Genomic DNA, 23,923 nt, shown 5'->3' on the forward strand with positions numbered 1-23,923 from the left:
GCGGCCTCACCACCGAAGACTTCGCAGTCCTCGATCAATGGCTGCGGGCCACTTGAGGCTCCCCACGGTGATCCACAGGAATTGACAATTGCTCGGGCTCGACAAAGGTGACGCTGGTGATGCCCATCGGGGCGAGGTTCCCCGCGATGGAATTCTTGAGGGCAGCCACATCCGGATCGCCGTCATCGACACCCAGCCCGGTGAACCCTGCGTTCTGATCTGCCTGATCCGGCTTGGAGCCCTTACGGGGCCTTTCAGCGGTGAAGTCCTTCATTGTGCTGTCACTCCTCTGTCGTGTGCAGGCACACCCAGTACTTCGTGGTGCTTGTCGCGGGCGCAGGAATGCAGAAGCCCTGGGGAACACGGGGCTCCCCAGGACTCGCGTACGTCCCAGCCTGGTTCCTGCGGAGCGGGGGTCCACAACCCCTCGAATGCCGCGCCATGTCACCTCCCTTCACTCTGGTCGACGCTGCGTCTTTCAGTTGCCAGCCAAAAGACGTGCCAGAGCGGCCTCTCGCTGTGCGACAAATCCCGGCGCCTGGGACTCGTATCCGTGTGGCACAGCCTCGGCCGTCCGTTGGAGGAATTCCTCGACCGGTCGACGCTGAGCTGTCAGCGTTGCACTGTCGTTGTCGACCTTGAGACGTATGAGAATGGCGGGCAACCCCGGATCAGGGCTGATCCGTACGTCGCCCTCGCCCGTCGGCCGGATGAGGCCGTCACGGAGCAGGTCTCGTCCTATGTACCAGACGACTGGATCATCCTCGGTGCTCTGTAAAAAAGTCACACGCACCGCGTATGGATCCTGCTGTGAGTAGTGAAGGAACGCCGTAACGAGAACGTAGGTAGACGACTGCGGCAAGCGACGTCTCATCGCAAAGGTCGCCCTGACAGGCCCCCGTGCCTCGGTGTTCATCGAATTGATCTCCTCAGTGGTGGCGGTCGACCGCATCGAGTGTTCGGATCATCGCGGCGGTCGTGATTCTCGGATTGCTGGTGACGTTTTGACCTCAGGGGATGCTGGAGTGCAGGGGCCAGCACAACGCGGCGCCGGAAGCCGATCACTTCGCCGTCCACGGACGGTGCGACCAGTGCCGCCGGCTCCCGAGTGGACACGTCGGCACCGGTGACCAGGAGGTGCATGTCGCTCGGCGGTGGAAGGCGCGATGCACGATCCGCGCCCCGGGGACAGCGGTCCCCGACCGCCTTGAGGAGGCGATCGGGGACGTGGGTCTGTGCCGCAGGCATCGCGTCAGTTGGGTGGGACCGATCGGGGGACGCTGGACGCGTGGTCAGGACACAGCGGCGGTGCCGGCCAGGTTCCAGCTCTTGCCGTTCTTGCCGTCATCGGCGATGTCGTAGTAGGCGGTGGCGTCCGCAGTCCAGTTCTTCTGCTTGGTCCTCACGTGGACCTCGCCGTAGCCGCCGGCTCCGGTGGGGTAGGTCTTCGAGCCCTTCTCGGACTTGTTGATCTCCGTGCTGATCTCACGCTGTTCACAGATGCCGTAGCTGCAGTTCTTCTTCGTGGTCGAACCGCTCTGTGCGTACATGAGGACCGAGAAGTCGTGGAACCGTTTGCCGCCCGTGAACCAGGAGGTGCCGTCCCAGGATGCCTTGTTGAGCCAGGCCTTGTAGTGGCGGTATCCGCCGCTCGACCCCTGGTACTTGACGCAGATGTTCAGGTTGACCTTCACGTCGGGCTTGCCCGGCAGAGCGAAGTTCTTGCTGCTGGTCTTACAGTGTGTGGTTGTCGAAGCCTGGGCCGTTCCGGTCAGCGCAATGGTTCCGCCGAGAGCGACGGAGGCGGCAAGGACGGAGGCTGCGGTGCGCTTGAGGTTGTACATGAGGTGCCTTTCGAGCTCTGTTGGAAAGAAATCACTGGTCCTGGTGGGCTCGGCCCGCTGCGCGCGGTTCGGGCCGAAGTACGGCGTCCGGTGCCGGCTCGTCTCGACGGCCAGCTGAACCAGTCCGTGTCCGTCGGTCCTCGGTCTCCGCGACGGGCCAGGGGATGTTGGTGAACTCTGACGTCCTGCGGTGCTCGTCCTTTCGGGTCGGGGCCGGTCGGTCCTGAACGGAGGTAGCGGCAGTTACGGAGGGCATGTCGGGACGCAGTGAGCGGGTCAGGGGGCGACATGCGGCGACGGCGATAAGGGCACTGCAAAGGAACAGCTCTGCGACGAGCTGGCGCCCACCGGCGTTGAGCGCGAATGCGACGCCGAGCGGCGGCAGGGAGGCTGCAGCTTGAGTGGCGCTGATGACCGCCTGGCCTCGTTCTCAGGCCATTTGAGCGAGGTGCGCTCGGAGTCTCGTTAGCAGGCCTTGTTGGAGGCGCACAACGAGAAGCCTCATAGGACATTGGTGTCTCCTGGGGCTTCTGCATCACGCCTCTCAGCGCCCTACCCGGGGCGGCTGTGCCGCCCGGGAACGAGCGGTGAGGTCTACGTGATGCGGTTACCGCATGCCACGTCGCCCTCGGTGTGCGTGAGGGTCTCGCCAGTGAACGAGTGCTTCATCACGTAGTAGTGGGGTGCGTTCTGGATCACCACACTCCAGCCGACAACTTCATTGGGAATCTTCGTCGAGGAGTTCGGCCAGCAGCTGCGCCAGAGGGCGGTCGTGGGAGGGATGACGCGCCGGCTTGTAGGCCTTGCAGTCCTCCTCGCAAAGGAACGTCGTGGTGCCGGCTGCTTTGTCGGTGTCCCAGTGGTACGTGGTGCCGGTGTCACAGATCCGGCAGAACTGTCCGAGCTGTTCGCCGGTGAAGACTCGGGAGCCGAAGGTGCTGCAGCGCGAGCAGAAGCCAGCACCATTCCGGTAGCCGCGGGTTTCCCAGTCGTGGGAGCCGCTGCCGTCGGAGCAGTCCAGGGCAAGCCGGTACTGGGTCCAGGCGCTGTTCTCGCATTCCTGTGGAGTGACGCCCTCACCGCGGATGAACGCGGCACCGGGCGGATAGACCTCCATGAACAGTGTGGTGTAGGTGGCCGGCTCCCCCGGCTTGGGGTCGCGGCGGAAGACCACACCTTTGCCGGCGCTGACGACTGTCTCATCGGGCCAGGGGTGCAGGGCGATATGGGTGCCGTGGCCACGGAAGCTGATTCGATTGCCAATGTCCCGGCCAGTCATGATCTCGCGCACGGTCAGATCTCCTCGTAGTCCGTGTCTTCTCTGTCGGGGTCTTCGGTGTCGTCGTGGACGAACTACTCGGCCCAGACCTTCCCGGGGACGAGGCGCTCGGACGCTCAGACCGTGGACTTCCTGGGGTTCAGCGCCATGTGCCGACACAGGCTCAACCCCGCACCGGCGAGGGCATCAGTGATCCACTCGGGAAACGTCACGTAGACGAAGTCGAGGGACGTGACCGTGTCGAACAGGGCCATCACGGCCTCATGGCGCGGGATACCACGGCTCATCAGGTAGAACACCGCGTCCTCGTCGAGGGCCGGCTGTCCGTCCAAGGCGTGGAGCGTCGCGTCGGGATCGGATACAAGCGTCATGGGGCGGTCTACGACGACATACTCGTGCGGCCACAGGTGCAGGTCTCCCCCGGGCGTTGAGATGATCGCCTGCTTCGGGTGGATCTTCACGCCCTTCGAGACAATGGCACCGGTGTTCAGCTCGTGTGAACGGGCCCGTCGTTCGGGTGAAGGACCCCGGGAAGGCAGGTCGCTTACGACCGGGTGACGGTGAGGTAGGTCTCCAGGCGGTTGATGCGTTCCTGGATCTGGTCGCGGAGACGGAGGGCGGCCCTTAGGTCGCGCTGAGCGGATGCATGTCGGTCGGGGGTCCGGTACCGGGCGTATGCCCGGTCGGCGTCGGAGACGCGATCGGTGTCGGCCTCGTGGACGGTCAGGACCGCCCGGATGACTTCGTATGTGCTGGCCGCGACCAGGGCGGATGCCGGCTTCGAAGTCCAGTCGCCGGTGCGGATGGTGACGGGGAAGTCGGTGGTGTCACCGCCGCGTGCCAGGGTCAGGCCCGGGGCCTGGACCTCCGCCCCGTCGATGGTGAGGATCGGGCTGTGCCTGACCGGTGTTCCGTCAAGGAGCGCTCTGGTCCTGACTCGACCGAAGATCACACTGAACCGGGTCGGGACCAGAGCGCGGATCTTCTCCGCGCCGAGGTTGATGTCACCCCACTCCTGGTCGTCGTAGGCGGGGGAGATGGCCAACATGCCAGCAACCTGGTTGCCCTCGACCGCGTACACGCGCGCGGCCACCTGGTGCCGCACCATGGCCAGCTCCGGGCTGGCGCGTTCCAGGTGCTGGACACGCACGGGTCCGAAGATCGTGGTGACGGTTGTGGTTTTGGTCATGTGGGACTCCCGAGGATGCGAGACGCGGTGTGTTGGGGTGGCCGGAGGAATGATCGCCAGAGGGCCGGAAGCAGCATCCGAGGGTATGGCGGACCGCGGAAGGGAATCCGGGCTCATGGGCTGGGCTGACCGGAGTTGACGGGCGGCATCAGTTCTTCCACGGTTCTGGACGCCCGCCGGGACCTGCGTCCGTGCTTGTGCCACAGCCCGAGAGGATGGGCCTGCCGGGCCATGGCTGGTTCAGGCGCGGAACTTCTCACCGTCGAAGTCCGCGGCCCCGAAGTGTCTGGTTGACGGCCGATGGATGTCCCGACCGAAGCACCGACGGGTCTCATCGGTGTGTTGCTCGGTACACCGGTCATTGATGTCACCCTTGCGTCCGACCGGTGGCAGCAAAGCGTCTCGTCAAGGGCAGCACCGGGACTCGGGGACACCCCCGATGAGACGTCGGCGTACAAGCAAGGAACGGGCCGGACGCACGCACCCGGCCCGTTCCGCCGTCGACTCTGCACCCGGGTCGGCTACGCCGACCCAGAACCCAGAGGCCGGCGCCCGTAGGTGGCGAAGCCGAGGGGGTCACTTCGTCAGCCTTCGGAACGTGACGCGAAGTGCTGCTCCCACTGGGCGAGCGTGCGGCCGTTAATCACAACATCGTTGACAGAGGAAGCGGCAAGCCGCAGCGCCTCCTCACGCGTGAACCTGTGGCGCGCCAGCCAGTCGTCGTCGCGCGAGGACGGCAGCAGCTCGTGCTCCCAGGTCCCGTCAGCGGCGAGGCACGAGCCCGTGTGCACCACGGCCCAGCGGTCCTCGCCGGTCTCGGGCCCCGCCCCGCGCCAGCAGACCCGCAGTTCGAAGTGCTGCTTACCGGTCAACGGGGACTCCCGGTAGCCGGTCGGCAGGACGCGGTACTCCGAAGGGACGACCTCCGGGCCGGGCGTCGCGGGGCGCTCGGCCTTCTTGGGGACGGCGGTGCCGTCCCCGGCGAGCCGGACCTCGATCACGAGGTCCTTGTCGTCGCCGAAGGCGGCGACGGCGCGGTACAGATGCGAGGCGACGTCTTGCATGTGCGCGTAGTCGCTGGGCACATCCGAGGCAGTGACCCTGCCGCTGCGCGAGAACGGATGGCGAGTACGGCCTTCAGGAAGGAGAGTCTTCGGGTTGTACTCGCTGTAGAGCCACTCGGTACGCACGGCGATCCGGACGGGCTCAGTGCGCATGCCGTCGGTCCAGCGTTCCTCGGCCGGCGGGCGGTACTTCTCGTGGTTGGTAGCGGTCATGGCTTGTGCTCCTCTCCGGGCTGGTCGGCGTTGGGCAGGGCTCGATCTATGCGGTCCGCGATGTCGTAGTACTTGCTGGCCTCGGCGGCATTGGCTTCAGCCTTCCGCGGGTCTGTTGAGGTCCGGGCGATCTTGCTGTACTGATCGCCGAGATCGCGTGCCCAGGACCGCCCGACCGAGGCAGGGGTGCAGGGGCAGCGCTGGCGACAGTGTCGTTGGTGGTGGTCATGCGATGGTCTCCGTGTCCTGGGTCAGTTCGGTGAAGCGACGCAGGTACTCCTTCTGCGCGCGGGTCGGGGCCCACCCCCTCGACGTCGATGCCGAAGGGCTCGTGCCGGATCCCTCAGTCGCCCGGAGGCCCCGAGAGCAGTGCGGCGCGCTCGTCGAGAAGGATCCGCGAGTCGGCTTCGTGGACTTCGACGGGCATGGCCGGGGTGATGTTGAACCGCTCGGCGATGGCGAGCATCACACGGTCCTCCACGGCCCGGTACTCGGGCATGTAGAGCTTGAGCGGCCGGATCATGTCGCCCACGTACGCCTCCGTCGCGTCGTGAAGAAGTCCCCACAGCGCGTTCTCGGGCGAGACAAGCCGGGAGACGAGCACGCAGTGCTCTGCCACGGGCATGAACCGCTGGACGTGGCCGTTGTAGCGGCACTGCATCGATAGCGCGTGGGCGATATCGACGAGATCGACGTCCTCGGGCCTGGGGTTGAGCGGGTAGAACTTCCGCCCGGTGTAGGTCTGCATCTAATTGCCGCTGTGCCAGGAGGGCCGCTCCGCGACGATGCTCTGAGGGTCATGGTCAGCTGTCCGCGGTTGGGGTCATGAGGCGACACGGGTGATGGCTTCGTCCAGCACAGCGCGGATCTCTGCGTATCAGCCCAGCTCTTCGTGGATGCGCCTCTTCATCGGGTCGGTAGTCGTTGCGCGCGTCTTGGCTGGCACGCCCGAGTCCAGCGAGATGGTCGCGGCGCGTCGTGCGATGCCCTCGCTGTCGACTGAGCTCAGTTCGCAGAGGTAGTGGCCCGCGGGCAGGCCGAGCTCTTCCTCCAGCCGGAAGCCGGTGATGTACGCACTTCTGTTACTACCCAGGCCTCGGACCTCGTGGACGTGCGGGCCGGACTCGCCGTCCTCGCACCGCTGCAACATGAGCTTGCGGGCGTCGCGGTCCACCAGGAGGACGAGCTTCATCGTGGGCAGGTTGCGCGGGTAGCAGGCATCGGCCGCGCCGGGGGTGGGTCGAAGCCAATCCTGGTCCCGGCCGACACGGTGATCTGCGAGCGTCCGTTGTCGTCGTGGGTCACGGTGATCTTCGCCGGTCCCTGCTTGCGCTGCGGCTGGGCCGGATTGGTCCGGTAGATCTCGAAGGGCATGCGCGTTGTCCTCTCGTCCTTCGATGGTGCTGGTGAAGGTCACGGGCCTGCCGTGCGCGCAGGATCACGTCGTGGTGCGGGCCGTCGGTGGAGAACCTCCCCCAGCGGGGTCGTTTCCGTGTTTCGACGGTCATGTCGGCGAGCACCGACTTCGGCTTCATCATGTGAACAGCGGGCGCAGGGGCATGTTGATCGGCTCCTGTTGCACGAGAAGTCGACGGCCCGGCCGTGGGATCACAGCCGGGCCGTCGTCGGACAAAAGGGGCTCAGCTGTCAGACCCGCTCGGAAGTCCAGAGGTCGTTGAGGTCCTCGCGGATCTCTTCCTCAAGGGCGGCGAGGAGCGCCTGCTCGGCGACGAAGTCCCCGGAGACGGCCTCGATGAGGTCGTCCTGAACCTGCTGCTTGCCAGCCAGGACGGAGGGCATCCGCTCGTCCTGCGTGCCCTTGGCGATGAGCCGATGAATGGTCACCGGCTTCGTCTGGCCCGTTCGGAAGAGTCGGCCATTGGTCTGCAGGTAGTGCTCGAGCGAGAACGGCAGCGTGTACCAGATCATCGTCGAGCCGCCGCGCTGCAGGTTGAGGCCGTGCCCGGCGGCGGCCGGGTGGAGCAGCATCACCGGGATCTGCTTGGCATTCCACCGGCGGACCATGTCGCGCGAGCCGTCGAAGGCCTGCGCGTCGATGCCGGCCATCCGGAGCCTTGTGAGCAGTTGCTCCTTGTCCGACTTGAAGTGATAGGCGATGAGCGCGGGCTCGCCGCCGCTGTTCCGCACCAGGTACTCGGTCATCTCGATCTTCTTGTCGTGGATGACCTCGTACCGGCCCTTCGTGGCCGGGTCGTCAGGATCCGCGGTGTAGAGCGTGCCTGAGGCGAACTGCATCAGCTTGCTCGTCAGCACCGCCTGGTTCGCGGCAACGATCGATTCGACGCTCTGCGTCAGCTTCCCGTCGTCGTCGGTGTAGGTCTGCACGATGTCCAGGACCAGGTCGCGCTTGAAGTCCTTGTAGGCCTGGAGCAGGTCCGGCGGGAGCGTGACATTGACGTCCTGGATGCTGAGCTCCGGCAGCTGCAGGCTCGTGTTCTGCGCGCTCATCACCAGGTGCGAGATGGCCTGATGGATCTCGGCCTCGGCGTTTGCCGTGGGGATCCACTTCGCCGGCGTCGTCGTGCCGGGCACCATCTTCGGCGTGAACCACCGATTGCGGAACGCTGTGATGTTCTGCCCCAGCGTCTGGCCTTCGTCGAGCAGGTAGACCTGGCTCCACAAGTCGTGGAGACCGTTGGGGCTGGGCGTTCCCGTCAGCTCGATGAGCCGGCTCATGGCCGGCCGCACCGCCGCCAGGGCCAGGAAGCGCTGCGAGTCGTGCGACTTGAAACCCTGGGACTCGTCGATGATGACCGTCTGGAAGGGCCAGATGATGGTGTTCTGGCCGTTGATGTTCTGGACCGGCATCTGGTCGACCAGCCCGAAGCGGCACTGAGCGCAGCCTGCGCCGGAACAGGTTCGGCAGTCATAGGCTTCCCACGTCGCCAGGGCCGACTTGAGCAACTCCTGAATCCAGGCGCGGATCTTGGCCTTGGCGGGGACCGGGTTGTTGGCGTTGCCGGCGACCAGAGCGCGGTACTCGTCGATCAGCTCGTCTCGGCCCAGTGGCCCCCGTGTCTGGAGCAGACCCAGGATCGCCGTCGCCTCCGGTGAGATGGTCGGGGCAGGTACTGCGCCCGGCACCGGCGTGATCAGCTTCGTCTCCTGGGACGGCTGAGTGAGCAGCTCCTGGTTGATGAAGTACATCGTCGGCGGATCGGCGGCGGCCTCCTGGAAGCGCTTCAGGCGCTTGGCCTTGGAGAGCTTCCTGTCGTTCTCGTCGACGATGAGAGACTTCGTCCGGATGGGGAAGCCCCACTTCTCGATCTCGTCGATCCAGGTGGAGCGGGCGATCGCCACGGGCGCTATGACGAGGATGTGACCCATCGGGCGGACCGTCTGCAGGACACTGAGGGTCGTGAGCGTCTTGCCGGCCCCGACGCCGAGCCACGCGCCGGCGAAGGGGTGGTCAACAAGGAAGTCGTGGATCTGCTGCTGATGCGGCATCAGCGAGATCGGGGACGGAGCAGTAGCCGTAGTCATGTCGCTGGTCATCCCTTCTCTTCGAGTGAGTGGTCAGGCATGGAATGCCTCTTGAATGAGGGCGAGTCGGGCATGGGCCTCGTCGGCTCTCTGTTTTTGCTGCGCGACCTCGGTCTCCAGCTCGGCGACCCTCGCTTCGAGCTGCGTGACGCGTGGGTCGGGTCCGAGGGCTTCTCGCACGCGTTGCAGCACCGCCACCGGGTCCTCAGCTCGCCCGACTGCGTCAACCGGTGCTGTCTGGTGCGTGGGTGCCGGCATGTCGTGCTTCGCTTTCTGCGGAGTCTCGGAAGTGATGTCGGAGTCGGTTCTGGTTACGGGGACCGACGCGGCACGATCGCGGTGGACTCGCCAATGCGAGCCCAGAGCAGCCGCAGTGCTGAAGGGCCGCTGGCAGACCTGGTATCTGAACTCCCTCACGTGGGGCGTGGATTCGGCCTCGGTCTCGGCTTCAGCCGCGCGTATGACCTCGAATAGCGGCTGACCGGACTCGTCGAAGGGGCACCTTCAGCGGGGTATCCGCGGGAAGGCTGCCTTTTTGGGCATCGAACCAGGCGGTGAAAGCTGTGCTGTGCTGGATGAACGCCTGGGCCACCGTGATCTCTTGGGCCGGACTGGGTTCCTGAGTGGAGTCCGACGATGGAACTTCAGCATGGTGCTCGGCCATGAGCCGGCGCATGTCGGCCCTGGCTCGCCCAGACGGACCCGGAGGGTGCTGAGTGCCCCGGGGTCTCCGTCGGCCAGCATTTCATCCAGCAGGCGGAGGCTCTGTGCGTCCAGTCGGTTCCGCAGACGGCGTTCGGCCTGGAGCGGCGCCAGCTTCTGAACGGACTCCCGGATCGTTCCGCTGTACTTCACGACGCGCCCCCGATGCCGTAACGTTCCAGCGCCGCGTCCACGCCTCGCCGGAACGACTCCAGGTTCAACCGAATGTCCGCCGGAACGGGCACGCCCCGGTAGTGCGCCTGCGGAACATCCCGGCTGCCGAACCCAGGGCCCCACTCCCCGGCCGGAGGGCGCTCGCCGTAGGGGTACGCCATCGGCAGCGGGCCGTCGTTGTGCGTGCCCCACATCTTGGCCGTGTGCATGGTCGGGATGAGGGTCCCGGTCAGGCCCCGGCAGCGGTTGCAGGGGTAGTTGATGTACCGGACGTCCGTGTTCGCCCGCTGTCCGTCGCAGGCGGAGCAGTTCCACGTGCCGCACCGGCGGCACGCGTAGCGAGGCTCGCTCACGACGCACCTATGTATCTGTGGGTCATGGTGCTGCTCTCTGTTGGCCGGATGAGGTCTTGAGGAGGTTCGCGATGAAGGCGTCGACGCTCGGCTTGTCGTCGACGACGTGAACCTCGGCCCCGTGGCGGCGCAGCTTGGTGTGCATGAGCTGCTGCAGTTTTCGCAGCTGGCCGCCGGGGCGTTTGACCTCAACGAACACAATGCGGCCCAGGGCAACGACGATCCGGTCGGGGACTCCCCTGCGGGCCGGCGAGACGAACTTCAGACACAGGAAGCCGTGCGCCCGGCACTGGGTCAGGAGGTAGTCCTCGATGACACGCTCACGAGGGGGCGTCATCAGCGCTGTGCTGTCTCGTCCGAAGAGTCCGCCGGCGCACCGTACTTCAGCTCACCGGGCGCGACGAGCCGGAAGCCGTTGGAATGCTTGTGCATCCGGGAGACGCTGAGGGTCGAGAGCCTCGTGCCGAAGTGTGCCCGGACTCGGGCCTCCCCGTCCGCAACGGACTCGATGACGACGCGGCGCTGAATCTGTCGGGTGTCGAGGTCCTCCCAGATCTGGCCCCGGCGGACCAGGATGCCCTCGCGGGTCGTGTTCTTCTCCTGCTGGGCCTGAGCATCGTCGTCCTGGGCGGAAGTATCGGTCGGCACGGCGTCGGACACGATCTCGTACTTCTTCAGGAATGAGCCGAACTCGGTGATCGTCCGACGCTGCGCTCGATGATGGACCGAGCGCCGGAATTGGAAGGGTGAATCTACGTGAACAACCTTGGTCAGGACTCCGTCGCTTTTGCGCCGCCAGCGCTGACCGGGCTGGACTGGTTCGGTCGCGGCACTCACAACTCGTCGCCCCCCTCAACGGTGTGGACGGGAAGTGCGGTCTGGAACATGACGTCTCTCGATTCTCTTGCCACGGCGAGCCAGACTCGCCTTCATCTCAAATTCGACTCGGGCACCGTGTCGACACGGCCCGGCACCCTGTGGTCCGGTGGTGGTGCAGGCACTGATCAGCCAGCGTTCCTCCAGTTCCTGGTAAACGTCTCGTCGAGCATCCAGGTATAGGTGCCGAGCGCGAGCGCCCCGATGAGCTGCCCGGCCCGGGAGGCCGGCAGCGTACGGAGGTCGTCGTTGACGACGACCATCGACCAGCTCGGGTCGATGCCGTTGATCCGGCGGATCACGACGTCCTGGTCATCGGGCAGCAGCCTGAGGCCGTCGGAGGTGCTGGCCTCGTTGCGGTTCTTCGCCCACCCGTGGTGGCGCAGGATCTCCAGCGCGACCGGGTCACGTCGCACCCCGGCGATGCCGGACTCGCGACGCTTGCTCTGGCTGGCCGGGGTCACCTTCCATGCGCCGGCGTTGTGCAGGCTCACGGCACCATCGGTGCCGTCACGGACGATGAAGACCCGGTTGACCATCTGCAGGGCCCGGGGGTTCGCGAGTTTCGCGCCGGAATCCTCGTTGTCGTCACCGTCGGGCCCGGCGCCGACCGGGTCGGCGGCGAACGGATAAGTGACCTTTCCGCGCGATGCGGCAAGGACGTTCTGGAACAGCAGCAGCGTCCGCACGGGATCGGCCGGGTCGACCGCCTCCTCGATCATCTTCCGGCCCAGCACAGGATCGAACGGCTCGGCGAGAGCCTCCTCCCCTCTGCTGGCGACGGTCTGCAGGTAGCGGGCCAGAGCGAAGTCGATCACGGCCGGGTGGGCCAGTGACTTCGTCGGGGTAGGACCCGCGTGGCAGGCCAGCGTCCCGCCGGAGGCGGTGATGATCGGGCTGTCGGCGACACTCCGGCTTTCGCCGGGCGGCTCCAGCTCGAGACGGTTGTTCGAGTCCTTGCTGATGAGGAACATCAGCTCTGGTTCGATGTCGATGCCGATGGCGGCCTGCTGTTCGGCGAGCACGCGGTTGTTGGTGGTCTCGTCGAAGCCGTTCTCGCCGCCGACGACGGAGTAGAGGCCGTCGGTGTTCGTCGAAATGATCCGCGCACCGGCCAGGGTCTGCGCCTGCCCGATCCGCCAGCTGAACAGCTGGCCGATGATCCTCATGGCGATGGTGCGGTTGTTCATCCTGATCGGAGTCCGGTGCGCGGCGTCAGCGGCGCCAGAGGCCGAGTTGAGAATCAGCTTCGTGCCGTTGCGCAGGGTCGTGAGCCGGGCCTTCTCCTCGGAGGAGATCCCTGGCTTCTTCATCTCGAAGCCCAGGCGCTCTTTCTCGAAGAAGATCGTCGTGTAGCGGTCCTCGCCCAGCTCGGGGTTGTAGAACGCCTTCATGTTGCGCAGCAGGTTCGGGTAGTAGCTCGTGAAGTCCTCGTGGATGACGAGGCCTGCCGAGGTCCGCGCGAACTTCGGGTGCAGCTTGGTGGACCGGTCGGCCTTCACGGTGAACAGAGTGGGTGCCTTCTTCGCCGGCTCGTCGCGGTAGGCAGCCTTGACCGCCGAAGTGACGGCCAGAACGACCTTGCCATCGAGCACAGTCCCGTCGGCCAGGCGCACGTGCAGCGCCTCGGCATCCGGGCGCTGGGTGGCCAGCAGCTCGGCCGGATCCGGCACTTGGGCCTGCGCACGCGCAAGCTGCTCGGCCTGGTCCGGGTCGCCCTTCTTCGGCTTGCGGTACTTCGCCTTCTCCGGGTCCGAGCCCAGCAGCACGAGCCGCTTGTCGACGGCAGTACCGTCGGGCAGCGCGAGCAGGTTGTGCTGGCGCTTGGCCTCGGCGACGAAGTCCTTCGCGTCGGGGTAGAAGAGCCTGGCGATGCCGATCGCGGCCGCCTGCTCTCTGTGCTCGAAGGAATCGGCGTCGAAGACCGTCATGTCCGCCTCCGCTCCGTGGATGCCGCCCGTGCTGAATGTCACGAAACACGACGACGGTGAGGCATCGCGGTGGAAGTAGGGCACGTTGTTAGGCGCCTTCGGCAGCTCGCGCAAGGACTTGGCCGGGAGATCGAACAGGTCCCGGTACCCCTCGGAGTCGTTGAAGTTCTGCCCCTCGATCGAGCGGTAATAGTCGACAACCCGCATGAACTGCTGATGGGCCTTGGCCTGGGCCGGCGTCGCAGCCGCGTCCTTCCCGGGGTCGGGGGCCACGTTCTCTTCGAAGAAGCGCACGCATTCGTCGAGAATGTTGACCTGAGAGATGCCGCGCTCGTCGGCAACCTCCTTGGCCGGGTAGAGGAACGAGACGGACTCGATGTCGTTCAGCGCGGTGTACGGCGCGAGGATACGGCCGACGAACTTCGCCGAGGACGAATCGATGGTCAGCCGGTCCCGGCGCACCGAGCCGTTCTTGGCGTAGACCGTCTCGGAGTACTGCGTAAGCAGTCCGGCCTTCAGGTCGAAGGCGCTGGCGTAGGCCGGATGCTGGAAAAGCTGCGCCAGGCCCAGGCAGTCGGAGACGTTGTAGGCCAGCAGCTCGTAGAGCTCTCCGATCGTCGAGATCGAGGTGTCGTGGCTGAGCTTCTCGGACTCCTTGATCTGGTGGCCGAGCATCCCGAGCAGGCGCTTGAGGCCCACCTTGACCTGAAGCTCGTTGAGACGGGCAACGTCCAGGTGCCGGCCCGAGTGCAGCATGGCGCGGCGGATCTTGGAGGCCGGGCCGTCCCAGCCGAGGTAGCCGGGCATGTACTCGATGTGCTCGTTGAACAGCTTGTCGTTGTGTTCGCGCATCTCGCGCGCGGTGGTCGGCTGGATGAGCCTGCCGGAATGCGGGGCCGGGAAGGCCTCCATCAGATACAGCGCGAGCATGACCGTGTCGTAGTTCAGCGAGTTGTACCCGGCCAGGAACGGGTACGCCACCGGGTCGTAGTCGGGATCCGTGTCGCAGACCGGGCGCAGGCTCGCCGGGTAGGACGAGACCTCTCCGCGGTCATTGACCTGATCGGCGTTCGACAGGCCCATCATCTCGGCAAGCCGGAGGTTGCCCCGCTCGCCGCGCAGGTTCCACAGCTGGACGCTCACCGCGGGCAGGCCGGGGTTGGAGCGCACGACGGCCTCGTAGAGGGCCTGTGGGTCCACTGCGTCGGAAAGCTGCTGGTCGTCGGCGAGGAAGAAGATCTCCAGCGTGTCGACGACGCTCCCGGACTGCGGGGTGTAGGCGCACAGGGTGAAGACGTCCGGCAGCGACTCGATGTCGTAGAAGGTGAAGCATGCCTTCTCGGCCGTGACGGGGGTTCGCTGTGTGATCATGTTGGGGTCTCTTTCCGTCGTTCCGATGCCGCGGCCGGTATGCAGTTGTCGGGGTGAGGGGCTTGTCCTCAGAGGGAGCCGTGAGGAGAGCGCCGGCGCGGTATGTCCATGAGCCGGGCCTTCTCCTCGGAGTCCGCGGTGAGGCAGTCCTGATGGCGGGCGAGTTCGAGCACTGCTTGGATGAGCTCGCCGAACGCACGGGCAGTTCGGGCCATGAGTGCGTCAGTCCTGCTCGTCGGCCGAGGCGGATGTGCCCGTGTGCCGCAGCAGGCCGCGGTAGTTGGCCTGCAGCGCCGGCTGGGATTTCTTCTTCGGGTCGTTGCCGCTGTAGCTCGGGTCCATCCACTTCTTCAGCTCGTACTCGGCAATGAGCGTCTCGGGGTCGTCCATCATGTGGCCGTGGCGGATCTTGCGGTTCTTCTCCGGGCAGTGCCACAGGGCATCCGCCCTGACGATCGACACGAGGTCGGTGATGAACTGCTTGTTGCTCACCGGCGAACCCGAGGGCGAGACGTCGGCGAACCAGGCCTTGTAGAGGTCGTAGAGGAACGTGAACGGTGCCAGGTCCCAGACCAGCCGCTCACGGAACTCTTCCCAGAAGGCACGCACGGGGTCGTTGGCCTCCTTGTACTCGGCCAGGATCTCCTTGGTCGCCACCGGCTCGGAGAGCTCGTAGTAGTTGCCCGGTTCTGCGGCACCGGCAAGGTTGAGCACGTGCCACAGGGCGTACTCCAGTACCTCGTGGCGCTGGAGGTAGTCGTCCTTGATGTACTTGCGCTCCATACCGGTGAAGCTCTTGGTGAACGGTACGAATAGCTGCCTGCGGTAGAACGACTCCGACTTGTCCTTCACGCGCGGGTACTCGTTGAGGCACTGGACCATAAAGCCGAAGAACTGGTAGGCGATCGGCATCCGGTGCTTGCGGTTGATCTGGATGACGTCGTTGGTGACGATCGCCTTCAGGTTGGCCGCCTTGTCGATGAAGGTGCCCACGTCGTTCTCGTCGACGATGATCGCGTTGGCGCGCACCAGCGGCTCAAGTGCGAAGTCCTTGCCGAAGTCGCTCAGCGGGATCGAGGTGTGCGACCGAGGGCCGCACAGGTTGCGCATCAACGAGCACAAGGTGCCCTTGCCGTTGTTGCCCTGCTCGGAGTAGAACCAGGCGGTCTTTCCCCAGGAGACGTGCGGACGGATGATCGCGCCGATGATCTCCCACAGCAGCTCGGGGATTCCCTCGTCGTCGGATAGGTCGTCGACCCAGGACACGATGTTCCAGACGGAACCGTCGACGGGGTGCACGATGACCGGGTTGTCGGGGTCGTCGACGTAGTCGATGTGACACTTGGCCAGGAAGACCAGGGCCGGGTCGAAGGTGTGCAGTGTCTTCGGCTCGAAGCGGAAGTCTCTTCCGTCGATGGTGACATCGCAGGCCTCGCGTCCGTAGTGGAAGACGCCGTTGTTCACCGCGATGAGATCGCGGTGGCTGCACTGGTGGGTGCGCGGGCTGTCCTCACGGAGAACAGCGAGGACCTCGGCGAACTCCTTGAGCGTCAGCTGCGTGTTGTACATGCGCGCCGTCGTACGGATGTCGTCCTCGCTGGTGGTGTACGTGCCGCGGGCAGGCCCGGTGGCCTGGTACATCGCCAGCAGGTCGTACTCGCGGTCGGTGCCCTTGGCGCTCGGCGCGATCCGGATGACGTGGTGCAGGCGCAGGAGGATCTGCGCAATCTGCCAGTAGGTCAGGCACTTGGCCAGGGGGAGCTTCTCAGCAGCCGTGATCGCCTTGGCATTCTCGGCCTTGCAGACGACACCCACGATCGCCAGCAGCTCCTTCTCCAGGACACGTGGGGTCGGAGGATCGGCCGGGTCGAGCAGGTCGAGGTAGACCGCGGTGACGTAGGTGACGATCTCGTTCTGCGGAGCCAAGTCGCTGCGGCTCGAGAAGTACCCCATGACGCGGGTCAGGGCGTCGGCAACAGGGTTGGTGCTCGGGCCGGCGTTGGAGCCGTCGGCGGGTAGGGGCGTGCGGGCATCAGGAGGCGTCATGCTGCTGCTTTCTCGATCTTGATCGAGTTCCTGCCGGCAGTCAGTGGGAAGCCGATTGGACTCGCAATCGAATGAAACGTGATCTTGACCCTATGCCATTCGATCCCTCTCTGGCAACGATTGAGTCATCACTCGACAAGTCACTCAACTGGCGTGCCGAATGGCCACGAGAGGAACCCGACAGCTGCAGGGCAGGGACCGGGGAACGCGCACGGGCCCGCCACGGTCGCGCCACATGTGTGCGGAGCATGAACGAGATGCGGCTCCGGGGCGCACGCCCCACGGAGCCACTGGCTTCCCCTGCTCCACGACGCACCCGCGGGCGGCGTGAGCCGCCCGGCCCTGCGGTCGGAGTCCGGAGGAGTTCTTCTGACCGGCCCGCACCCGCCGCAGGCATCGCATCGATCGGACGCACTGCGGGAAGCCTCCAGTGCCGCATACCCTCCCGGGGCATCTGAACCCTGTACCACTTGCCGTGGTACACCCGTTTCCTCAGGTCGGAGCAGGAATTACAGGAGCCCGAGAGCAGGGTGTACCACGTGGCATTTTCTAGGTGGTACACCCGTTTCCCCAGACCAGGAGGGCTTTATATACCCCCTGTACCACTTGTACCAGGAAATTAGAGAATAAATATATGCGCAGGGGGATAAGAGCGCAGGCTGGCCGGATCACTCCTGGATCCACCCCTATGTAAACGGTCGAAAAATAGTGGTACACGTGGTACCTCGGCGGGAAGGGCTGGCCTACCAGGTAAAACGCTGTACCACGTCGGGATTCCGACGTGGTACACCCGTTGCGTGAAAGACCCTCGCGGTACAGACATTTGCCCAGGTCAGACGCGACTTTCGGGGTGTACCACGTCTCGTGGTACACCTGGTGACCCAGCCCCTCGGCGTCCGAGCGGGACAGACCTCCGCGACGAGCTACCGCATGCCCCTCAGCTGCACGTCCAGGCATCATCGGGACCAAGAGTCACGTCAGACCGTCTACGACAGCCCAAAGCTCACAGAAGGCCTCTGACGAGCCCTCCGGATAAGACTGGATAGCTTTGTCCAGGTCATCATGACCACAAGGCCATCTCTCGCCACGAGAGGGCATTGCAGAAGCAGGATCTGCCAGGACATCAGCAATCGCCGCTCATTGCGAGTGATTCTGAAAAGCTGATACCGTGCACGCCAGGTGGTCATTGTTGCACTGGAACGTGAAAACAGAGAGGCCGGAGAGCATCCCCGTGGGAAGGGAGTTCTCCGGCCTCTCTGCATGTGCTGATGAGTGCGAGGCGTGGGCGGTACGGATCACCCAGGGGTGACCGTGCGCCAGCCTCGCTGGTATCCCCCGTTGGGGGAATCGGGACTGCTACTGAAGGATCGCTCGGCCGATTCGACGGCGTAGAGGATCTCGTAGGTAATCGTGGTGTTGTGGTTGAGACCGTTCGCGCTCTGGCTCTTGTCCATCGTGATCTTGCAGAAGCCACGGACGGCCTCAGCCCGATCGAGGAACCGGCGCAGCCTCGCATCCACGCGCTCGTGCGCGTGCTCGGGAGTGACGCCGCTGTCGGACACGATGAAGACGTGCGTGCGATCACGATCGAAGGTAGGCGACTCACCGGTGTCGAGGTCCAAACGGATCTTCGCACGGCCGATGTCGAGCCGGTCGGGACGGACGAGCCGCCCCTGGGAGTCATAGGTGCAGGTGCTGACGACAGCCATGGTGAGATCCTCTCCTCTCCTGACGAGTATGGCTGAATGACTTCTTTTTCAGCCATCCCCCGGTGACCGGATCACCCCGGTCACCCACGAGCATGCCCTTCGCTGAGTGACCGGCAGCAAAGAGGCCGAGAGGTCCCGCAGCGAAGGGCATCATCGTCTTTCAGAAGAGGCTGAGGACCCGAGTCACTGCGCCGCGGAGTTGCCTCTCTCGCCCCGGACTGCGTCTGGTGCAGTCCCGTCGGCGACCTGCCGATAGAGCATCCAGGTGCTGATGGCGAAGGCAATGCACAGGAACGCCGCGGAGACGGGGTTCGCCAGTCCGCCGAGCGCCTGCGCCGGGACGAGGGCCGCGGCGAGGTTGAAACCCAGATGCAGGAGCACACAGGGCCACAGCACGCGCATGCGCTCGTAGACCAGGGCCAGAAGCACCGCCAGAGGCAGGGACGAAGCGAACTGCACGGCGTTGCCGTGCAGGAGGCCGAACACCACGGCGGTGACGATCGTCGAGACGACGATGCCCACCCGCCTGCGCAGCAGCGGATAGATCAGCCCTCGGAACAAGGCCTCCTCCCCCGCGGGAGCCGCGACCATGGTGAGCAGAAAGACCGCCAGAGCCCCGGCCGCGCGCCGGGTCTGATTCGACTCCTCGAAGCCGGCGGATCCCGCCGTGACGTAGATCCACAGGGCCAGTGCCTGCCCGGCGAGGAAGGCCAGAACCGCGCAGCCGAGGACGGTCCGCCCAAAGTGCGGGGTCTGTGCCCTCATCCGCGGGACCGGCGCATGCGCGAGCCACCGGGGCCGCAGAATTCTCACTCCACCGACCAGGACCACAACGAGCACGCCCAGGACGGCAGTCGCGGCGATCGGCTCTCCAATGAGGAGGACTGCTCCCGTTCCGATTGCCAGATACACCGCGACGACGACAAAGGGCACGAGGGTGCACCACCCGATGCCGAGCAGACCCGAGGTGGTCGGTGATGTCGTCATGGTCTCCTCTACGGGGCTCAGGCAGACCTGGTGATCTGCTCGGCGATGACGGCCTGGACGCGAGTGTCGCCGCGGAAGGTATTCAGCTGCAGCGTGGCCGTGAAGCGCAGCGTCCCGAACTCGGTACGGCTGGCTCGCTGCACGAGGCCCTGGAGCACATCGAACTTCTCCTCGGCGGTGTTCCACCACAGACAGGACAGGCCGGACCGGGTGACCAGGCGCAGGTGCTGAGCCTCGGATCCGATCCGGTCCACGCGCAGCCCCAGGGGCTCGACAGCAATCTCGACGACCGGTGCGGTGAAGCCCTGTCCGAAGGGCTTGAGCGACTCGGTCCGGCGCACGAGCTCGAACAGCGGCTGCAGGTCGTCGAGGCCGGCGTCGCAGTCGGCGTCCGGGCCGAGCACGAGATCACCGCTGGGCACATCGTTGCCGACGGCGAGCAGGGCGGCCTGGGTGGCCTGATGAAGCACCGCGACGAGGTCGCCGAGCCTTTCGGGCCTCTCGACACGAACGCCACAGGCTTGCTGGTGTCCGATGGCGCTGATCCCGCTGTACGGCTCCAGGCTGGTGATGATGTCGAACCATTTCGGCGCGCGGCCGGAGCCGCTGATGAAATCGTTGGGGCCGACGGGCCGGTTGACCACGACGACCGGGTGTCCGTTGAGCTCCATCATTCGGTTGGCCAGCAGTCCGTACATGCCCGGGTAGGCGTGTGAGAAGTACACCCACGGGGCCAGGGGCTGGTCTCCCGTGGTGAGCTCTTCCAGGTGCTCGATGACCAACTGCTTGCGCAGCTCGTTGCTCTCGATCACTCGGCGGGCGGCTTTGAGCTTGTCGTCGGCACCGGCGGCGGTGAACACGGCGAAGCAGTCGTCGAGCGGCCTCCCGGTGCGCCGTGGGCTGTTCATCGCCGGAGCGAGGTAGAAGCCGAAGAAGCCCTCATCGAGGTCGTCGACATCACGGATCTTGCCGACCTGCGCGAATGCCTTGAGCACGATCGCGAAGCCCTCGAAGGCCCGGAGGAAGACCGGGTGGTGGGGCTCGGTGCGCAGCAGTTGCATCAGGACCGACTGTTCTACGTCAATGGCGTCGGGATCGGGATCGAACCCACCCCAGGGATTGGGGATCGTCTTCGGCGCGGCAACACGCAGCAGGCGGGCAATCGAGATCGAGTCACGCACTAGCTGACGGTTCTCGTACAGCACGGGCATGACGTCGGAGACGGTGCCGAGGCCGGCGAAAAGGCGCAGCAGACGGATCTCCCAGAGCTTCTCGGAGCGGTGCACGCGGGTGTAGGCCTCGATCACCTGGTAGAGCACGTGGGCACCGCAGATCCCGGTGTGGGCGTAGGTCTCGTCGATCCGGCACGGGTCGACGGTGATGTCGGCGGTGGAGCCCGGCGCGAGCTCTTCGTGGTGATCGGTCACCAGCGTCGTCCATCCCCGGGCGCGCGCGGCGGCGATACCGCGGTGGGAGTTCACTCCCCCGTCGCAGGTCAGCAGGACCTGGGTATCGGGCCACTTCGCGTGGATCTCGGCGATGTCCTCGGGCGTGAGCTCGTGGCCACGGCGGTAGTCGGGCAGGTGCAGCTCGACGCTGAAGCCGAGCTCGGACAGACCGGCGTAGCCGAGGACCCCGGAGGAGATGCCATCCATGTCGAAGTCGGGAGCGATGGTGATCCTCTTGCCCGCGGCCCGGGCGTCCTCAAGAGCCTCGACCATCTCGGCCAGGCCCAGTAGCTCGCCGTGCTCGGTGGACTCGATCTCCTCCAGGTACTGATCCGACCATCCCCGGCGCCGGCACAGCAGCGCGAAGAGGTCGATGTCCTCGTCGATGAGGGGATGGCCGTCGACGGCATGGAGCGTGGACATGGCGGATGCCTCTCTATTGGGGTCGCTGGTCGGTGGAAAACGGGGGATGAAATACCCCGAGCCAAGGGTGCGATTTTAGCAGCACGATGTTCACTTCCTGCTCATTTAGCAGCACTTCGAGTCGCATTCGGGCTCCACGCGACACACTTGTCACGACTGGCCGCTACAGCCTTTCCAAGGCCATTGCAACTCGGCTACTCTCGCCGATATGGCCATTCGAAGCATTGTCGAGTCAGATCTCAGTGGAAAGCCGGATGCAGCTACAGCCGTGTTCGGCCTGGGTGGTACCTGGTACGAAGTCGATCTCACACCTGAAGAGAGGAAGAAGCTTGAGCAGGCGCTGGAGCCGTACCTGAAGGTCGGTCGGAAAGCTGACAAGAAACCCACCAAGAAGCAAGTCGTACCCGAGACGACTGCTGAGGAGCGCGAGGAGATCCGTAAGTGGGCCAAGAAGAAGGGCCTCAAGTTCGCGGAGCGGGGACGCATCCCGAAGACGGTCCAGAAGGCCTATGACGAGGCACACAAAATCGACCGAAGCAACCAGCGCTGAGCCTCTGTTCGCCTCCTGGTCAACTTCTCCCATCCGTCCCTGAAGAGCCCTGCAGCATGCTGCAGGGCTCTTCGTGTATCTCAGAACGGCGGCAGCGACGGATGGATCACGTTGACCGTCTCGATCTCCGCAACCTGCGCGCGAGATCTGCAGTGGACGGTGCCGTGCGAGAAGTGCCCCGGTGTATTCGGCATGAGCTGCTCTTGGCCTCGCTGCGGGCATCCGGGCTTCCGGCAGAGGTCGAGGAAGGCCGTGCACAGCACCTGCGCCCCGGCGTCGTGGAAGGCCTGGGCGGCGTCGACCATCTCCTGGTTGCGCCGGAAGCCGGCAGCTCGTCCATGGTCTGACCAGTCGGCGGTGAAGGTGAGGATGTTGAAGCCGGCGGCCAGCCACAGCCGCTCGGCCATGGCGTCGGCACCCTCGGGGCAGTGCCCTGAGATAAGCACCGGCCGGATGACGTTCTCAGCTCCCCAGTCGCGCCATGCGTCACGGAAGGCCGCGCGCATGCCCTGCTCGTCGTTCCAGCTGCGGGAACCAGTGACGAGGACGACGTGCGAGAACGACTCGGGAATCATTTCAGCAATCATTCGGGGCTCATCTCCTCGTAACTCGGCGGTCCTCACGTCTCGAGTCGGGATCCGTACCCCTGGCGTCGGGGCAGGCCATCGGGTGCACACGGCGGCGTAAGTTCCGCTGCTTCATGCTGGCCGTTCGGCATCGGATTCGATGACCACCAGGCCCTTCTTGCAATGGAACTCGACGCGGATCTTCTCGTCGTCACGCATCGGCATGAGGTGGACGGTGTACCGCCCGTCGTTGCTGTGCGAGACGTGCACGGTGACGACCGTGTTGTTCTCGTCATTGGTGAAGTCGACGCCGATGCCCTCGGCTTGTCCTGAACGCATCGCCTTGGCAGCAGCGTCGGCGTCGGACTGCCACAGCTTCGCTCGCAACGGGCTCCAGTGTCGTAGGCCAAGAGTTCAGGCTGGGACTGCGTCATGGTGATGTCTCTTCGTGGTCTCGGGTGCGGGTAGCGACCATCGAGTGCGGACCCCGGTGGGATCCGTGTGCTCTCGATGTTCGACGGAGCGCCCGTGCCAGCTTTGCTGGCCTGGCGACCCGAGAGATCTCGCTGGTGCCATCCGCTCTGGATGGATCGCGCAGCGAGCCGTCGGCCGGGTCGTCGCTCCTCGCCTGAGCCGGGCGCGCAGCGCCGGGCGATCCACCACTGCTGCACCCTTTGCTGCTGTCCGCATCTGCGCACAACTGCAGCGGGGCAGTGGTGGGCATTTCTCTCCCAAGCGCAGCGCTGGGCATAGCCGGAGGGAGCGCCAGCGACCGACGGACCGGCGAGCGAAGCGAGCGGTGGAACCCGTCGGCTATGCCGACTAACACGTCCTCGACAGCGCAGCGCAGAGGCCGAGCGCAGCGAGGGTCCGCAGGACACGTGTTATCAGGTTCTCTTATGCCCTTGCTTCTTCCCTCCACTGCATCGCGTCCGGAGCTTTAGCGGAGGACCGATGCGCTCGTGTATCAGGGGAAACAGCCCGTACCCTTTGGACCCGTACCCCTCCCCCTTTTCCGCGTAGCGGAGGTACGGGTCTGGCTGTTTCGCCTGGTCATCGCACCTTTTGGGTGTACTGCTGTTTCGACGTCCGCGATACGGCCGTACCCCCACGCTGATCCGCCCTCGTGAGGCACGAGCGAGGCAGGGGTACGGGTCTGCTCCTGATGGGGCGCAGCCCCGGTTCATCGCCCTGCGGCCGCAGGCGGCACAGCCTTCGCCGCGCAGCGGATCCGTCCTCTCGCGACACCGTCGCTTCGGCTGTGGCCAACGCTCTGCTCCACCGCACTGCGGCGGCGCAGCCGGCCTCGCCCCGTCGCGTTGTGCTGGCCGCACTGACGTGAATTCACCTCCCTCCGGTGCTGCTGCGGCAGCGTGCCGGCACTGTATGCACCGCGTCCGAGGCGGGCGTTCTGCACTGTGTCGACGACGCACGTTCTGGCCCCGGGCTGTGCTCCGTCTCGCGCTTGCGCGGCGAGCCCGGGGTGGTCCTTCGTGGACGCATCACAAGAAGAGAGGCCCGACTACTGCGACCAGCCGCCCATCGGGCACAGCGAGCAGCTCCAGCGTCATCGGGCCGTTTGTCGTCTTCCTCTAGGGGCAATACCGGTGACTTTGTTGGTGGTGGGTCGTTGGGTGTGGTGTGCCAAGGCCTGGACAGGTGAAGTCGTCGGGTGAGCGGTTGTCGGACCGGAT

24 protein-coding genes are annotated in these 23,923 nt (G+C 65.4%); 1 reads left to right on the forward strand and 23 read right to left on the reverse strand.

Annotation, left to right across the window (positions count from 1 at the left end; all coding sequences use genetic code 11):
* Positions 1 to 34 precede the first annotated feature (34 nt).
* The 21 genes from ABZY11_RS30685 to ABZY11_RS30785 all read right to left on the reverse strand — a co-directional run bounded on the left by ABZY11_RS30685 (position 35) and on the right by ABZY11_RS30785 (position 21,113).
* Positions 35 to 274, reverse strand: a complete 240-nt coding sequence (locus ABZY11_RS30685; RefSeq protein ID WP_356482265.1) for a hypothetical protein — start codon at positions 272 to 274, stop codon at positions 35 to 37.
* 204 nt (positions 275 to 478) lie between these two features.
* Positions 479 to 916: an SsgA family sporulation/cell division regulator gene (locus tag ABZY11_RS30690; protein ID WP_356482266.1), complete on the reverse strand. Its 438-nt coding sequence runs from the start codon at positions 914 to 916 to the stop codon at positions 479 to 481.
* A 376-nt stretch (positions 917 to 1,292) separates the two neighbouring features.
* Complete coding sequence (locus ABZY11_RS30695; protein ID WP_356482267.1) at positions 1,293 to 1,844, reverse strand: hypothetical protein; 552 nt, start codon at positions 1,842 to 1,844, stop codon at positions 1,293 to 1,295.
* A gap of 718 nt (positions 1,845 to 2,562) precedes the next feature.
* Positions 2,563 to 3,135: a hypothetical protein gene (locus ABZY11_RS30700; RefSeq protein ID WP_356482268.1), complete on the reverse strand. Its 573-nt coding sequence runs from the start codon at positions 3,133 to 3,135 to the stop codon at positions 2,563 to 2,565.
* 104 nt (positions 3,136 to 3,239) lie between these two features.
* The gene (locus ABZY11_RS30705; protein ID WP_356482269.1) at positions 3,240 to 3,494 is read right to left on the reverse strand and encodes a hypothetical protein; all 255 of its coding nucleotides are present in this window, start codon (positions 3,492 to 3,494) and stop codon (positions 3,240 to 3,242) included.
* A gap of 173 nt (positions 3,495 to 3,667) precedes the next feature.
* Positions 3,668 to 4,312, reverse strand: a complete 645-nt coding sequence (locus tag ABZY11_RS30710; RefSeq protein ID WP_356482270.1) for a hypothetical protein — start codon at positions 4,310 to 4,312, stop codon at positions 3,668 to 3,670.
* 584 nt (positions 4,313 to 4,896) lie between these two features.
* Positions 4,897 to 5,589 (reverse strand): hypothetical protein, encoded by a 693-nt coding sequence (locus ABZY11_RS30715; protein ID WP_356482271.1) that lies wholly within the window; start codon positions 5,587 to 5,589, stop codon positions 4,897 to 4,899.
* Between the two features lie 343 nt (positions 5,590 to 5,932).
* Entirely contained in the window at positions 5,933 to 6,337 is a 405-nt protein-coding gene (locus ABZY11_RS30720; RefSeq protein WP_356482272.1) for a hypothetical protein, read from the reverse strand.
* A gap of 129 nt (positions 6,338 to 6,466) precedes the next feature.
* Positions 6,467 to 6,781 (reverse strand): hypothetical protein, encoded by a 315-nt coding sequence (locus tag ABZY11_RS30725; protein WP_326742833.1) that lies wholly within the window; start codon positions 6,779 to 6,781, stop codon positions 6,467 to 6,469.
* A complete protein-coding gene (locus ABZY11_RS30730) occupies positions 6,778 to 6,963 on the reverse strand; it encodes a hypothetical protein (RefSeq protein WP_326742832.1) in 186 nt (61 codons plus the stop codon). Before ABZY11_RS30730 ends, ABZY11_RS30725 begins: the two co-directional genes overlap by 4 nt.
* 273 nt (positions 6,964 to 7,236) lie before the next feature.
* Entirely contained in the window at positions 7,237 to 9,093 is a 1,857-nt protein-coding gene (locus tag ABZY11_RS30735) for a DEAD/DEAH box helicase (RefSeq protein ID WP_356482273.1), read from the reverse strand.
* Positions 9,094 to 9,126: 33 nt separating this feature from the next.
* Positions 9,127 to 9,291, reverse strand: a complete 165-nt coding sequence (locus ABZY11_RS30740) for a hypothetical protein (protein WP_356482274.1) — start codon at positions 9,289 to 9,291, stop codon at positions 9,127 to 9,129.
* 653 nt (positions 9,292 to 9,944) lie between these two features.
* Positions 9,945 to 10,322 carry a hypothetical protein gene (locus ABZY11_RS30745; protein WP_356482275.1) on the reverse strand — a complete coding sequence of 126 codons (378 nt, stop codon included), beginning with the start codon at positions 10,320 to 10,322 and terminating at the stop codon, positions 9,945 to 9,947.
* A gap of 22 nt (positions 10,323 to 10,344) precedes the next feature.
* Positions 10,345 to 10,659 (reverse strand): VRR-NUC domain-containing protein, encoded by a 315-nt coding sequence (locus ABZY11_RS30750; RefSeq protein WP_356482276.1) that lies wholly within the window; start codon positions 10,657 to 10,659, stop codon positions 10,345 to 10,347.
* Complete coding sequence (locus tag ABZY11_RS30755) at positions 10,659 to 10,982, reverse strand: hypothetical protein (RefSeq protein WP_356482277.1); 324 nt, start codon at positions 10,980 to 10,982, stop codon at positions 10,659 to 10,661. Before ABZY11_RS30755 ends, ABZY11_RS30750 begins: the two co-directional genes overlap by 1 nt.
* Before the next feature lie 344 nt (positions 10,983 to 11,326).
* On the reverse strand, positions 11,327 to 14,500 hold the full coding sequence (locus ABZY11_RS30760; protein ID WP_356482278.1) for a hypothetical protein: 3,174 nt from the start codon (positions 14,498 to 14,500) through the stop codon (positions 11,327 to 11,329).
* 68 nt (positions 14,501 to 14,568) lie between these two features.
* Positions 14,569 to 14,715 (reverse strand): hypothetical protein, encoded by a 147-nt coding sequence (locus tag ABZY11_RS30765; RefSeq protein WP_356482279.1) that lies wholly within the window; start codon positions 14,713 to 14,715, stop codon positions 14,569 to 14,571.
* 7 nt (positions 14,716 to 14,722) lie between these two features.
* Entirely contained in the window at positions 14,723 to 16,546 is a 1,824-nt protein-coding gene (locus ABZY11_RS30770) for a phage/plasmid primase, P4 family (protein ID WP_326742825.1), read from the reverse strand.
* 1,295 nt (positions 16,547 to 17,841) lie between these two features.
* Positions 17,842 to 18,255, reverse strand: coding sequence for a hypothetical protein (locus ABZY11_RS30775; RefSeq protein WP_326742824.1), 414 nt, complete (start codon positions 18,253 to 18,255; stop codon positions 17,842 to 17,844).
* A 183-nt stretch (positions 18,256 to 18,438) separates the two neighbouring features.
* Positions 18,439 to 19,242, reverse strand: a complete 804-nt coding sequence (locus tag ABZY11_RS30780) for a CPBP family intramembrane glutamic endopeptidase (protein WP_356482280.1) — start codon at positions 19,240 to 19,242, stop codon at positions 18,439 to 18,441.
* Between the two features lie 17 nt (positions 19,243 to 19,259).
* Positions 19,260 to 21,113, reverse strand: a complete 1,854-nt coding sequence (locus ABZY11_RS30785) for a DHH family phosphoesterase (RefSeq protein ID WP_356482281.1) — start codon at positions 21,111 to 21,113, stop codon at positions 19,260 to 19,262.
* A 208-nt stretch (positions 21,114 to 21,321) separates the two neighbouring features.
* Between ABZY11_RS30785 and ABZY11_RS30790 the strand changes: the two genes are divergently transcribed.
* On the forward strand, positions 21,322 to 21,663 hold the full coding sequence (locus ABZY11_RS30790) for an Lsr2 family protein (RefSeq protein WP_326742821.1): 342 nt from the start codon (positions 21,322 to 21,324) through the stop codon (positions 21,661 to 21,663).
* Positions 21,664 to 21,743: 80 nt separating this feature from the next.
* On the opposite strand, the gene ABZY11_RS30795 is transcribed toward ABZY11_RS30790, so the two are convergent.
* Both ABZY11_RS30795 and ABZY11_RS30800 read right to left on the reverse strand, forming a co-directional pair.
* Positions 21,744 to 22,286, reverse strand: coding sequence for an SLOG family protein (locus ABZY11_RS30795; protein WP_356482282.1), 543 nt, complete (start codon positions 22,284 to 22,286; stop codon positions 21,744 to 21,746).
* Between the two features lie 75 nt (positions 22,287 to 22,361).
* A complete protein-coding gene (locus ABZY11_RS30800; RefSeq protein ID WP_356482283.1) occupies positions 22,362 to 22,616 on the reverse strand; it encodes a hypothetical protein in 255 nt (84 codons plus the stop codon).
* Positions 22,617 to 23,923: the final 1,307 nt, after the last annotated feature.

Origin of the sequence: Streptomyces sp. NPDC006510 (genome assembly GCF_040611955.1) — a bacterium.
Taxonomy (GTDB): Bacteria; Actinomycetota; Actinomycetes; order Streptomycetales; family Streptomycetaceae; genus Streptomyces.

Bases quoted from the DNA above. Each gene is read 5' to 3' on its own strand.
- ABZY11_RS30780 (WP_356482280.1), bottom strand. From the start codon at position 19,242: ATGACGACATCACCGACCACCTCGGGTCTGCTCGGCATCGGGTGGTGC.
- ABZY11_RS30705 (WP_356482269.1), bottom strand. From the start codon at position 3,494: ATGACGCTTGTATCCGATCCCGACGCGACGCTCCACGCCTTGGACGGA.
- ABZY11_RS30690 (WP_356482266.1), bottom strand. From the start codon at position 916: ATGAACACCGAGGCACGGGGGCCTGTCAGGGCGACCTTTGCGATGAGA.
- ABZY11_RS30785 (WP_356482281.1), bottom strand. From the start codon at position 21,113: ATGTCCACGCTCCATGCCGTCGACGGCCATCCCCTCATCGACGAGGAC.
- ABZY11_RS30715 (WP_356482271.1), bottom strand. From the start codon at position 5,589: ATGACCGCTACCAACCACGAGAAGTACCGCCCGCCGGCCGAGGAACGC.
- ABZY11_RS30770 (WP_326742825.1), bottom strand. From the start codon at position 16,546: ATGACGCCTCCTGATGCCCGCACGCCCCTACCCGCCGACGGCTCCAAC.
- ABZY11_RS30720 (WP_356482272.1), bottom strand. From the start codon at position 6,337: ATGCAGACCTACACCGGGCGGAAGTTCTACCCGCTCAACCCCAGGCCC.
- ABZY11_RS30685 (WP_356482265.1), bottom strand. From the start codon at position 274: ATGAAGGACTTCACCGCTGAAAGGCCCCGTAAGGGCTCCAAGCCGGAT.
- ABZY11_RS30730 (WP_326742832.1), bottom strand. From the start codon at position 6,963: ATGCCCTTCGAGATCTACCGGACCAATCCGGCCCAGCCGCAGCGCAAG.
- ABZY11_RS30760 (WP_356482278.1), bottom strand. From the start codon at position 14,500: ATGATCACACAGCGAACCCCCGTCACGGCCGAGAAGGCATGCTTCACC.
- ABZY11_RS30765 (WP_356482279.1), bottom strand. From the start codon at position 14,715: ATGGCCCGAACTGCCCGTGCGTTCGGCGAGCTCATCCAAGCAGTGCTC.
- ABZY11_RS30735 (WP_356482273.1), bottom strand. From the start codon at position 9,093: ATGACTACGGCTACTGCTCCGTCCCCGATCTCGCTGATGCCGCATCAG.
- ABZY11_RS30710 (WP_356482270.1), bottom strand. From the start codon at position 4,312: ATGACCAAAACCACAACCGTCACCACGATCTTCGGACCCGTGCGTGTC.
- ABZY11_RS30695 (WP_356482267.1), bottom strand. From the start codon at position 1,844: ATGTACAACCTCAAGCGCACCGCAGCCTCCGTCCTTGCCGCCTCCGTC.
- ABZY11_RS30725 (WP_326742833.1), bottom strand. From the start codon at position 6,781: ATGAAGCTCGTCCTCCTGGTGGACCGCGACGCCCGCAAGCTCATGTTG.
- ABZY11_RS30775 (WP_326742824.1), bottom strand. From the start codon at position 18,255: ATGGCTGTCGTCAGCACCTGCACCTATGACTCCCAGGGGCGGCTCGTC.
- ABZY11_RS30790 (WP_326742821.1), top strand. From the start codon at position 21,322: ATGGCCATTCGAAGCATTGTCGAGTCAGATCTCAGTGGAAAGCCGGAT.
- ABZY11_RS30750 (WP_356482276.1), bottom strand. From the start codon at position 10,659: ATGACGCCCCCTCGTGAGCGTGTCATCGAGGACTACCTCCTGACCCAG.